The organism is Sphingobacterium alkalisoli, assembly GCF_005049105.1.
Lineage (GTDB): Bacteria > Bacteroidota > Bacteroidia > Sphingobacteriales > Sphingobacteriaceae > Sphingobacterium > Sphingobacterium alkalisoli.
Genome location: NZ_SUKA01000003.1, coordinates 70550 through 82699, shown reverse-complemented (window position 1 = coordinate 82699; position 12150 = coordinate 70550). Strand labels below are relative to the sequence as shown.

The window sequence follows — 12150 nt, the reverse complement described above, 5'->3', positions numbered from 1 at the left end:
CGATCAGGCCATGTACAAATTTTGTACATAGTAAATCAATCTGCATTTTAGCGCATATACTGCAGCTTTTACCTTTTAATTTTAAAATACATTCCACAACGGCTAAGCTTCCCATTACAGCAAAATGAACCGTAGCAAAATATTCTTCGCTTCATTCGGCAGTATGCCGCCCGCAGTTGCTATCGTCCCCGTCTTTGGTTAAATTATAATATATCGGCACGCAAGGGCTTTCTAGCCGCATCCAGACCAATACTATGAAGACACATTACCTAAGCACCGATAAAACTAAAATAAGTTAACAAACGGTTCACTACTTTTTTTCCAAGGAAATCACACCATCGTTTTTTATTGGAAAGAGGCGTTGAACCGGAGCATATCATATGGTTAATATTGGGTTTATCCTACAGGTCTGTCCGCTCCATTCCACGGATCAGCCTTCTACCGAAGCGACATCCGGTACGAAGCAGCTCCCTTTTGCCCAGCCTCACCACTATGCTATCGATGGCACCCTTATAGACCGAAGTCGGTATAACCGCCACAGTCTCGTCCTCGATCATTACGAAATCCAAGAGGCAGATGGACTCCAATTTGACATTCCAATCAACCGTGCAATTTACACTCTAGTGGTGCAGCACACAGGCGAAATGACCATTAGTTCTACACCCGATGCCAACGCTATCCGATTCTCTTCAGGTTACTGCGGTATGGTGTACTGTACCCCTGGAAACTACACTATTACATTAGGTTCGAAGTACCAACATATTGATCTATTAGGAATTGACTTTTTATTTATAGAAATTCTATACGAAGAGTTTGAGTTGCTCCAGGCGTTTGTAGAGCAGGATAAAACATCAGGAATCCATAGCATGCCGCTAATGGAGATGGACAAGGTATTCATCAGAAAGCTCGCGCATCTGCTCTACCCAGAAGTGTCGCGCGCCAAAGATTACAATAGCCATCTGCTCCAATATCTGCCCGGTATCGTATCGGCGTATAAAGGATTAGTGCATGGCAAAGACCAGCGAAGCTACGATGCGCAGAAACTGGAGGAGATCTGCCAGTACATCAGGCAAGAACTACACGAACACTGCACCACTCCCCCGATAGAAGTTATTGCCAATAATGCGTTCATCAGCCACGATAAGTTAGGAAAGCTCTTTGAACAATTCCATATGACGCCTAAACAATATATTCAACAGGAGAAAATGAAATTGATTGCCGCCTACCTGCTCGACAGCCACAAGTCCATTTCAGCCTTGGCAGATCAATTTGGCTTTAGTGACAGTAATAGCCTTATCAAAAGCTTTAAATCCGTACACGGCATCTCTCCCGGCGCCTACCGCACACAAAATCGTTTATAGATCCAGTAGTTAAAATTCCGCTTACACAAAAAAACGATTGCGGAATTCGAACTACCACCAGTGCACCTTTCCCCTCTACCTTTGATTTAACAAATACGATAAAAGGAACAAAATAAAAGGCAAATCTGCGGATTAACAAATTCGCGCATCAGCAACAAAGCATATGAGAACACGACAATACATAGTACAAGCAATCACCGTAGCCTTACTCCTACTGTGGATCCCCGTATCGATCGATAAATTAATTAATTTTCAACAGTTTAGATACGGAATCCTTCAGCAACCATTAAGCTATACCATTGCTTGGGTAGTTATCTACACCTTGCCTGTTTTAGAAATTTCGATAGTCATTTTGCTGGTGATACAGAATCTCCGTGATTCAGCGAAACGACGTAACGTGGGAATCTGGAGATTTCATTTAACAAATCCCTTTCTCCTATCGTCCTTGTTGATGGCAGCCTTTACCGGTTATGTCGGATTGGCTCTTTTAGGCGCATGGGGCAAGGTACCCTGTGCATGCGGATCGGTGATCAGTGGGATGAGCTGGATGCAGCACTTTTGGTTTAACACACTCTTTCTAACCATCAGCATAACAGGCGTTATACTTCATAAAAAATCGCGTTCCTGTCATCCTGAGTACAACGAAGGATCTCAAGATATAACAGCGTCTTTAGAAAAGACAAACATAAAGCCCTGTGGGCTTCAACGAGAATAGCACAACTATTTACAGCGGAACTTGGATTCTAGGTTAGTCCGGGCAAAGGGTTTGTCGCCAAAAGACATTTCAGACTATCCCAAGCGCTTGCCCCGGCATCGTACAGAAAATGGGCAAGCTCAGGATAGCATTACTTTCTTTTCCGTCGGGACACCGGATGTGCTAGTCCCGATGGAAAAAGAAAGAAAACAGTAAAAACAAATAAACACAAGCAAAATGCTTAAAACACTCAAAAAAAATGCAATGGCCTTAGTAGCTTTGGCGATTGCAGCAACAAGTTTAACGGTGATGTCGTTTGATAAGGCGGCAACAAGAGCGTTAAATCCAGTAACTATCTACTTCCACGGTGATTCCGAGGATCCTGATCAGGTCGCAGATGAATCAAGATGGAACACAAATCCAAACGGACAGTCGTGTAACGACGAAGATCAATTGGCCTGTTCCATGGAGGTAGATGATTCAGATCTTGATGGTAATCAACTTGATCCATCAAAAATCTCTTTAGGAGCGCAACCAACGGCGAGTGGTTACATTCCGACTCCTACGGGAGGTTCAAGTTCTACACCATTTAATCCTACCAATAGAGATTAAAGGTGTCATTAAACACCCCAGGGTACCGGGGTGTTTTCTGTTTTCATTATCCTTTAACATCTATTTTGGGTTCTGCGGCATACCCGTCTGAAGGATTATATCGGCAGGCAATGGTAATGCGAACCTATCACTGTTATGAGGCAAAACAAATTCCGCTCCATCTAAATTTCTCCTAAGATCAATCTCGGCTCCTTCCAGATTCAAACGTTTAATATCAATCCAACGTAACCCCCGGAAAAGAAGTTCCTTCCGTCGCTCTTGTAGAACAAATGCGAGAATTTCTTCTGGGCTTGACAGGTCAGGTGACACGTATTTTCCTGTCTGATAACGGTGTCGGAGCAGCTTATCCATAATATTCATTGCTAGATCTGGCTGTTCCAGCCTAACCAAGCATTCCGCTTTAATTAGATATGCTTCGGCTACCGTCATACCGGCAAATAGCTTTGCACTTCCAGAATATGTACCTCTGAAGGTGTGGTAGGTTTTGGGGCCTTTTTTAAAAAATGAACCCCTGCGCAGATCTGCTTCTTCATAAGTTTCATAAAGCAACGTATCGACCATAGCATTAGTCACACTAATCTGCGTATTGGATGTTAGTTCATAGTAGGAGACAGTTTCTTTATTAAATAGCAGAAAAGGGAAATTTGCACTCATGTTAACTTCACTCGTTGAATTGTAATCCAACAGTTCATCTTTGATCGCTAATAATCTATCCGCATGATAGAGTGCCTGCTCGTATTCCCGCATGGATAGAAATGTTCTGGCCAAGCTGCCATGTGCACCAGCCTTGTCAGGTCGGGTTGGATAGCTACTGGTCGTCGGTAAAAGATCTGCTGCCTTCTTCAAATCATCCACAATAACACGATAGCATTCCTGTAAGGATGCCCTCTCCGACTTCGCATTAAAATCAGAAGACTGCCGAATTACAATGCCCATATCGGTAGACGCGGTCTGTTTTTCATAAGCTTTAGCAAATGTCCACACCAGACTAAGGTACTGATTGGCCCTAAACACTAATGCTTCCGCATAGATCTGATCCCATTGGATACTATTGTCAGCGGTACGTTCAATTCGCTTCAACTTATCCAGCACCAGATTACTTGTGTAAACTACGCTATAAGCCTTCGCCCAGTCATTATTAAAAAGTTGATCGTAATTATCCCATACATAAGCCAATTTTACCTCATCACGAAAGGCATTATAGGTAGCCTGCTGTAAAAAATAGTCGCTGGAAGCAACTTCCCCATCTGAACAGATACCCATGTTCATAAACTGTGTGGCGTCGAGCAGCTTTTGTAAACTTTCCAGATCATCCGGTATCACCAAAGCACTATTCGACCTGACATTAAGGTAATCTTCGCATGAAGCAAAAAGAAATGCGATGCAAAATAGCATCGGATAGACAATCCTCTTTTTTGTTAAATTTTTCATTTCAGTTTTTTTATCTTTAATAATCCACTTTTAGACCTAGCGAAAATGATATAGGCGGAGAGAGCCGATAAGGAAATTCCGGATCGATCCGTTCCCGGTTTGCCGTCCACAATAAACCCAGATTGCTTACATTGCCATAAATCTGCACCTTAGCCTCCCTATTTCCAATCTTCCAGCTATTTGTCCACGAACCCGATATGTATTCTAAACGTAAATGATTTCCTTTAAACACATTGATGTCTGCATTTGAATAAAATGCTGCACTATTGGAAACCACAGGATAAGTCATCGCCGGTACATTTGTGATCTGTTCGTCACCCGGCGCTTTCCAGCGGCTTTCGAAATCAGGGTAAGCTGTACCGCTCTGAAATAGCGCTGCATAGGACGTTACCGGTCTTTGGAAATAATAATCGCCCTTATAGCTTATGTTTATAGAAAGTCCGAAATTTTTCCAGTCTAGTGTATTAATGAGGTTTCCAAACTGCTGTGGTTTAGACGAGCCGATAAATTCAATACTCTCATGGCCTTCCGGACTGGCGAACACCGCTCTTCTAATACCTAGGTAATCGGTAGTCAATTCACCGTCCAAGATACCCAGTGCTCTTCCTTCTTCGTCCAGCCCGAAGTACCGGTATGCCGCGATACCGTTTAATGGCTTTCCAACAAAAGGTTGGATCGTGTTGCCGTTACCAAGGAAAGAGATTACACCCGAGTTCGCTGAGTTATAGTATGCGGTCGTCACATTCTTATTAAAACTAAAAATCAAACGGGAGTTCCATTTTAAAGCCCCGGTCGTGTTGAGGGAATTGATGGATATATCCCAGCCTCTCCCGCGCATAGCGGCAACGTTTTTTGTGATCGTAGCCTGATTTCCCCAAGTTGTATAATCGTAATCCGTGAGCCCATATAGATCCCTTCCGTTTTTAACATAATAGTCCACTGCTCCAGTTATCCGGCTCCTTGCAAGCGCAAAATCTAGTCCTAGGTTAAAGGTACCCACTTTTTCCCATCGAAGCGACGGATCATTCAACACACTGATTGCCAACATGGGCAAGTTGGTATATTGAGCGGTTCCGGTATAGGCTACCGGATCGGGGGTCTTCCTTAAATCTACACTTCCACTGTATCCATACGTCGCACGTAACCGTAGGCGGTCTATAGCTTCCGTGCGGAAAAAAGACTCATTGGTCAGATCCCACGATCCGCCTATTGACCATAAGGGCGACCATTTATCATTGGTCGTTGCACCAAAGATATTTCCTCCGTCCCTTCGGAAGCTTCCAGATAGACCATACCTGTTGTCCCAAATCGCACTCCAGTTGCTATAGACCGACACAAAACGGTTGGTGATGTGGGAAAACGACGGCATTCCAGCGATATTGCGTAAGGAATTTGTCGGAATATTCCTGTACCTATTCGCAAAGTCTACTGGTGCAGACATGAGCGGATCATCGTTGAATCCATAGGCCGTATAGCTACTGCCGACATTCTTGTTCTGACGCAGTTCGGCACCGAGCATTCCGATAATCTTGAGCAGTCCGATGTTTTTATTTAGATTAGACTGTCCGCGAAATGTATAGGAAGACGAACTCGCGGTACCCATCTTTCTTATACCTCCCAAAGGAACGTTGTATTTTACACTGCCGGTTGTCGGATCCACTTCTGTAAATTGATTTATATAGCTACGGGCAGCATAGCTTTCCAGTTTGTCGATACCCGTATTTTCACTCGTTTGATTTTGAAACTGGAATCCCAAATTCATATCAAGGAAAGGGAGCAGTTTATAGCGAGCAGATGTACTGGCATACCATTCATTTAATCGGGTGATCGTTCTCGAGTACCTATAGTCTGTTAATGGATAGTATCCCCAATCTAATAATCCGGAGGTGTACCTCTCATCAAGATAAAGTCTCCGAAATTCGCGCTCAAAAGGAATCCCGGCACCATCATCTGCGATAAACTGCATGTAAGGAACCGCTTTTCCATTATGTGCTAACGAACTATAAGCGGGTTTGCCTGTATTACTCTTTTGGCTGGTAAAGAGGATGCTCATATCCACCTGCAGTTTATCAATGGGTCTAAAGCTGTTGTTCAACTGGATGTTTGCTTTTTTTGCTCCTGCAGAAAGTTCCGTCGTATTCTGTGTATATCCCACACCCAATCCGTAAGAATGATCAAGACTACCGCCTGATATATTCAGATTATATTGTTGCGATAGCGGCACATCGTAAAAATTCGACATATAGCTACGTCGTCCGTCCTGCACAAGTAAATTTTGGATCATACTGGCCGAATCGGTTGCCGAAATCATTCCTCGCTTACGTCGATCAAAAATGTCTATGGCTGGAGTTACCGCCAGAAACGGAGAATTATTGAGCTGGTTGTTGTAATACCCCTGATTGAAAAGCATCTCCTCCACTTCAATGAAATCTCGGTTCGACAATTCGTATAAGCTATTCAGATCTGGCCTTTTCTGTATGATCCATGTATTGTTTACCGTTACACGTGTAGGTTGCCGACTCATGAAATCCCCCTTTTTGGAAGTCATGACGATTACGCCGTTACCTGCACGTGCACCCCATATCGAACTGGCAGAAGCATCCTTGAGTATGGTGATATTCTCAATACTGTTTGGATCAATATTATTTATGTTTCCCTCGTAGATAAACCCGTCCAGCACCACCAGCGGATCCAGGTGTCCGTTGATCGTACTTAATCCGCGGATAGATACATTTAGTTTCTGAAGGTCGGGGGTATTGATTGCCTGATTATCAAAACGGATCCCCGGCGTAATGTTATTCAGCCTTTGCAGAATATTTAGACCGGTCTGCTGGTTAAGCATCTCATTCGAAATAACGTCTACAGCTCCAGTGATTTCATTGACTTTGAGGGACTGATATCCCGTTTGTACAACAACCTCTTCGAGTTGCGTTGTCTGTCGCACCAGATATAAGATAGCAGGTGTTGTAAAAGAGCCTGCGGATACGGTGGTGTCGCGGTAGCCGACCGCCGTAATGGTCAAGGAATCTTTTAATGAGCGTACAGCAATAGCGAAATGTCCTATTTCGTTGGTCGTTACAGCAGCGTTCGTATTACTGATGCGTACGGTTACATTACCTAGGGCTTCGCGGGTTTCCAGCCCATAGACCGTACCTTGAACTGTTGTAATGTCTTCCTGCTGTGCCATTGTGTACAGCAGAATGTTGCAAAAAAATATAGTGATCAACATTGATTTCATTATAAAAGTATATTAGCCGTTAGTGGGATTTATAGATATAGGGATATTCTCGAAATACTTTCCTCGGCACGAGATTGATTCCCCTTTCGGCCAGGTAGTGCCGTTTTTCTTGAATAGTTAGATCCGCGAATCCGGATGGGAGCTGGATATCAATATGTATACTTTCATTTTCGCCGAACACAGTGGGTCGATCGATCAGATAGAACAGGTTTCGAATAAACAGCCTCAGCGAGACGTTCTGATATAGTATCTCATCCTCGAGTGACTGTATTCGGTTGATCCGCATCCCGCCAGTGGTCCTTATACGGTCAATTTTATCAGACAGTTCAATCTCGTACACATCTATGCTGTCCATCCTCCGGTCCACCGAGACACCGAAATTCCTTTCAAAATCCTGGCGGAAGATCTGTGCCGCTTGAGGCAGTGCTATCGAATCAGCAATATACAGCTGGTACCAGAGTAGGTTTTCAGTGTCCCCTGCTTTGAGTATTTTGAATTTAACTTTGCTTGGTAGCGCCGGATCAAATACATAATCATTCCATGAAAATCCTTTCATTTCCGCTTGGAAGGCATAACTCAGCATAAATGACCATCCGTAATTTCCGATCTGGAAGATGGAGTTTCCATTGTTGTAGAGTACATTGGGGAATACAGCCAGATAATCCTTCCGTCGGCCTGAAAATGCAGAAATAAATGTATGACCCATGGTATCAATCAGCGGAGATGCTGAGAGTCGGTCGAGATTTTGGATGATACCTTTTTCCGGAAGATCGACCTTTCCAGACTCCAGTACCTCTAAAATATTCTTGTTGGTTACCTGGCCACTGAATGAATTGGAGAGAAATACGCCATTTTTACTGATCCAACCTATCGTCGGAATTGTATTGTGGGGTAGTAATTGTGTAAAAACCGTATCGTCCAATAAGGTTGGAAGGCTAGGTGTATAGTTATTCACCTCTTTGTATACCGCAAACGTATTTTTGATTCTTTGAGGAGTGTCTTTATTCCGTTTGCTATTTACAAGCAGAACATACACATCCTCCTTAAATTTGCTCTGGATAAGTTCCATTTTAGGCATCCCTTCCAGACAACCTTTGCAACTGGTTGACCAAAAATCAAGTAAAATTAGCTTGCCCTTTAAATCGCGGAACAAGATATCTTCATTATTACCGTCAAAATACGTGAGCTTCAGTGTCATGTTCCACAGCGCTTCGGGGATCGTATCCCCGATCTGGAGCGGTTCAATTTTATTCAGCCCATCTACAGTCCGCGTTTCCACGGACTGCGCTTGGGCCTCACTAAACAACACATATGAACAAAAAACAGATATGAACCAAATCGCAAAAGGTTGGCAAAATAATGCCCTACTTCTACTAAATCTTGATGTAATTAGGATGGTCCCTAATTGGTTATCACACCATAAAGCTACACAATATTTACTAAAACCATGTACATTATTCTTAAATTTTGCATAAGCTACCTGCCACTTGTTACCAACTTCTTGGTATGCGGTTGGTAGCTTTTTAGTAAGTCTTTGGTAAGTCTTTAGTAAGTCTAGGGTATACTTTTGGTAAGTAACCCGTATACTAACAGTAGCTTTTTGGTATAGCGACCGTAGGTTAATGGCATTTTTTCCGCTCGTTGTTCTGACTGTATTCTGCCTTTGTTCTACCTTTCTCCCACTTTTGTTCTGCTTTTCCGGCTTGGCGCTCTGATCATTGTCTGATCGCGCTCCGATCGCCATCGGAGCACGAAGCCGGCGCGAAGCCGTACTGAAGCCGTGGCGATCGGAGGCAGGGCGAACTTGGTAGGTATCTGATAGGGTGTTGACCCGATCTGCTGTATTCGCATAGTACAGGTTTTGTATCGTTGAAGTACCGCTTTTATGTACTGTTGATCTGAAAATGCGGGCCATCTTGTACAATATTGACATAGCATAAGGCCATCTCACTGCCGAAATAAGAGCTTTTATGCTATAGTCGTTTAGTACTATATCAGTACTTAGCGCATACTTAACACATACTTGGCGAGTAGGGAGCACATGCTTAGGACAAGATTGTACAAATCTGCTTGAAAGCACTTCCCTCACACTTCGCATGTCATGCTGACGATAGGAAGCATCTATTGAAAATATCACTCTCCTTTCGTCTACATTGACGGATGTACTAATTAGTTCCCCTACTTTATCCCATTTCTTCGTTTGTTGTTCGACTGCTGTTCGACATTCCTTCGGGTGTTGTTCGAGAGTTCTTCGAGACCGCTTCGACTCTTCTTCGAGAGTTGTTCGAGTGGTCTTCGACTGCTGTTCGACTAGGCTTCGACTGTTCTTCGGCAACGAGTCGAAGCCGACCCGAAGCGCAGTCGAAGGATTGCCGAAGAAAGGGTTACCTTTTCCCGAAGCTGTTACGGCTTTGGTACGGACCAACGGCGTAAACGTGCCGAACAATGGCCGAATAAAAGCTACGGGTTTTCGCCAAGCTTTATGTGCTTTGACTTCTTTTTGGACAATATTTAAAGGTATTTCCCCTTCTAATGGCTTGTCTTTTGTCTTTGGGAACAGGACATACCTCTCCCAGTTGCGTAATTTTCGCATTCTTTTAGTGATTAGTGTAAAAGATTAACTAGGAGAATTAGGATTTGATACCTAAACATCTCTTAACTAGTTCTTCTACAGTTAAAAAATTTGTTATTGGGAAATCGGAATGCGGAAATATACTTTCATAATTCAAGGTTTTACACTTCATTCTCAACGCATCCTTCGAGGAGACCATAATGGTCTTATCCGGAGAAACTATTCCGGATGCCTGATAATGTTCTGTAAAAATTGTTTTTTTTCCATTGTTCACTTGTTTTATAGCAAATGAACAAAGAATCTATATTGGATAGAATTGACCTCTCTGAAAAGAGATGGGGCCTAACTCATTCCTCCAGAAGGCCCTAGGAAGCCTGGAAAAGAGAACAAGAGTAAGCACCCATCTCTCCTCACAAAGATAAGAGAATGGGGCTTTGACTCCCGATCCTGCTTTTCCTGAAAATTTCCTAGGTTTTCCGAACAAGATGCAGCGTCATTCGCCGATTTATTAGCAGAAAAACAAATAGTTAATCCACTAATCACAATACAATTATAACACATTAAATACAAAATTCCAAATTTATATTAGGATTTAAAAATTTTGTAAATAGACGTACTTGCGGCTGATGAAACGAATTCTATTGTCTGCAATTTACAGTATTAATCAAGTGAAAATTAGGCGACTTATTAAAAGTATTTCTGCAGAAGATTTGTCATTAGCAATTGGCAAGTCAACTGAGTATGTCAGCAACGTTGAAACAATAACGAATAAAAATCAGTATCCTCATGATGTATTGGTTGCTATTGCAGAAATATTAGGTGGCCCGGTAAGAGATTATTATCCACCTGATGAAGAACTATTAGAAAATGATGGCAGCCGGTTTGTCAAAGAAATTATCAGCCTATCTAACATCCACGATTGCGCTTTAATTATTAATGGGATGATAGACGAGGGATGCTTTGTCGATGGAAAGAGTGCAACGGACACCAGTATATATTTACATGAGTACGGTAAACCCAACGCATCAGTCATTGATCAAGCTTTAAGATCAGCACAAAAGTCTAACAAATTAATCCTTCGAGAAGGTAAATACTTTTCCAAATAGTAAGCGCTAGTGCCCTGAATCAGATAAAATTCTTACTTTAGGGAAGTATTAATCTAAGTGATTTGGGGAACGTTAAAAAAAATACTAGAGTAAAAAGTCAGCTTGTTATCATGTTACGGACTGACTTCGAAGTCATTCGCAATGTATATGATCTTCTAGGAGCGTCAGCCCTATCCGATGAGGATGTTTCATTTCTATTAGGCAAACCCAATGGTTATTTTTTTGAGGTCCTAAATCCCACGGACAAGAGCAAATTTAAACAAGATCTTTGGACACTTTTTGTTCCTATATTCCAAACTCCTTTCGTCAATGTACTTCCTCCTACAAATGTGGGATCAGCGGAAGAAGTTAAACTTACAAGCGCTGCCAATTACAATAATAAGTCTACTATTTATCGCTTCACGGTCACTTATGAGGACGGAACGGCAACTGAATCTTTCGAATGGAGAAAGAGTATAGTTACGGGCGAGAGAAAAAAGGAAAATAAAGAACTGACGGGTTATCTAAAGTTTCTAATCAGCGAAGCATATTTTCTCAAACCAAAGAATGCACTTTTCATTCTTATACACCTTCGGAAATTCTTTGATAAGCCTTTTACGGTTGAAGATATAGCAGTCTCTATTAAAAAACTTTGTAGACGCCAAGCCGGTATTACTACGCTACTCCAGCGCAACACAGATAATTCGAGGTATACCTACTCGGAAGCGTTCGACATCTCGACGTTGGATGAATTTACGGATCTACCAAGTGAACTTCAAGATTTGGCAAGCAATTCATCAGTAACCAATAGATATATAATAAAACACGAACGATACGGGGCGTTGGGATTCGTTGAGCTGAACGAAAGAACGCTGGTGAAGGTGGTTATTCATCCAGACTTTAGAGAAATGCGATTAGCATCGCGATTACTTGATCACGTTATGGATCTTGATAAAAAGACACCATTGACGGTAGAGCTATCCGTAGACTCTCCCCTAGTTGATTTTCTTTATAACTGCTCGTTCGCCGAAAGCGATGAAGACCGGAAATTTAGAATTGCCAACAAATTGACAACAGTTAAAATGAAAAGGGGTACTGATAAAGAGGGTAAATGAAACTAAGTTAATATATTTCACAGACTTTAAAGTACAACCAGA

Annotated in this window: 9 protein-coding genes; 6 read left to right on the top strand and 3 right to left on the bottom strand. The window is 42.4% G+C overall.

Annotated elements, in window-relative coordinates; all coding sequences use genetic code 11:
- Nucleotides 1-380 precede the first annotated feature (380 nt).
- The 4 genes from FAZ19_RS10050 (at nt 381) to FAZ19_RS10040 (ending at nt 2667) form a co-directional block, all read left to right on the top strand.
- Entirely contained in the window at nt 381-1361 is a 981-nt protein-coding gene (locus tag FAZ19_RS10050) for a helix-turn-helix transcriptional regulator (protein WP_136820602.1), read from the top strand.
- 163 nt (nt 1362-1524) lie between these two features.
- Nucleotides 1525-2076 carry a MauE/DoxX family redox-associated membrane protein gene (locus tag FAZ19_RS10045; protein ID WP_188876125.1) on the top strand — a complete coding sequence of 184 codons (552 nt, stop codon included), beginning with the start codon at nt 1525-1527 and terminating at the stop codon, nt 2074-2076.
- Nucleotides 2077-2097: 21 nt separating this feature from the next.
- Nucleotides 2098-2271 carry a hypothetical protein gene (locus FAZ19_RS23875; RefSeq protein WP_169305625.1) on the top strand — a complete coding sequence of 58 codons (174 nt, stop codon included), beginning with the start codon at nt 2098-2100 and terminating at the stop codon, nt 2269-2271.
- A 21-nt stretch (nt 2272-2292) separates the two neighbouring features.
- Nucleotides 2293-2667: a hypothetical protein gene (locus FAZ19_RS10040; protein ID WP_136820601.1), complete on the top strand. Its 375-nt coding sequence runs from the start codon at nt 2293-2295 to the stop codon at nt 2665-2667.
- Between the two features lie 60 nt (nt 2668-2727).
- Here the strand turns inward: FAZ19_RS10040 and FAZ19_RS10035 are convergent, their stop codons facing one another.
- The 3 genes from FAZ19_RS10035 to FAZ19_RS10025 are packed head-to-tail and all read right to left on the bottom strand — an operon-like array spanning nt 2728 to nt 9929.
- Entirely contained in the window at nt 2728-4098 is a 1371-nt protein-coding gene (locus FAZ19_RS10035) for a RagB/SusD family nutrient uptake outer membrane protein (protein ID WP_136820600.1), read from the bottom strand.
- Nucleotides 4099-4114: 16 nt separating this feature from the next.
- Entirely contained in the window at nt 4115-7327 is a 3213-nt protein-coding gene (locus tag FAZ19_RS10030) for a SusC/RagA family TonB-linked outer membrane protein (protein ID WP_169305624.1), read from the bottom strand.
- Nucleotides 7328-7355: 28 nt separating this feature from the next.
- Nucleotides 7356-9929, bottom strand: a complete 2574-nt coding sequence (locus FAZ19_RS10025) for a redoxin domain-containing protein (protein WP_136820598.1) — start codon at nt 9927-9929, stop codon at nt 7356-7358.
- A 605-nt stretch (nt 9930-10534) separates the two neighbouring features.
- Here FAZ19_RS10025 and FAZ19_RS10020 point away from each other — a divergent pair.
- Together FAZ19_RS10020 and FAZ19_RS10015 are read left to right on the top strand one after the other, a co-directional pair.
- A complete protein-coding gene (locus FAZ19_RS10020; protein ID WP_136820597.1) occupies nt 10535-11014 on the top strand; it encodes a helix-turn-helix domain-containing protein in 480 nt (159 codons plus the stop codon).
- 110 nt (nt 11015-11124) lie between these two features.
- Nucleotides 11125-12108, top strand: a complete 984-nt coding sequence (locus tag FAZ19_RS10015) for a hypothetical protein (protein WP_136820596.1) — start codon at nt 11125-11127, stop codon at nt 12106-12108.
- Nucleotides 12109-12150: the final 42 nt, after the last annotated feature.

Bases quoted from the DNA above. Each gene is read 5' to 3' on its own strand.
- FAZ19_RS10030 (WP_169305624.1), bottom strand. From the start codon at position 7,327: ATGTTGATCACTATATTTTTTTGCAACATTCTGCTGTACACAATGGCA.
- FAZ19_RS10015 (WP_136820596.1), top strand. From the start codon at position 11,125: ATGTTACGGACTGACTTCGAAGTCATTCGCAATGTATATGATCTTCTA.
- FAZ19_RS10035 (WP_136820600.1), bottom strand. From the start codon at position 4,098: ATGAAAAATTTAACAAAAAAGAGGATTGTCTATCCGATGCTATTTTGC.
- FAZ19_RS10040 (WP_136820601.1), top strand. From the start codon at position 2,293: ATGCTTAAAACACTCAAAAAAAATGCAATGGCCTTAGTAGCTTTGGCG.
- FAZ19_RS10050 (WP_136820602.1), top strand. From the start codon at position 381: ATGGTTAATATTGGGTTTATCCTACAGGTCTGTCCGCTCCATTCCACG.
- FAZ19_RS10020 (WP_136820597.1), top strand. From the start codon at position 10,535: ATGAAACGAATTCTATTGTCTGCAATTTACAGTATTAATCAAGTGAAA.
- FAZ19_RS10025 (WP_136820598.1), bottom strand. From the start codon at position 9,929: ATGCGAAAATTACGCAACTGGGAGAGGTATGTCCTGTTCCCAAAGACA.
- FAZ19_RS10045 (WP_188876125.1), top strand. From the start codon at position 1,525: ATGAGAACACGACAATACATAGTACAAGCAATCACCGTAGCCTTACTC.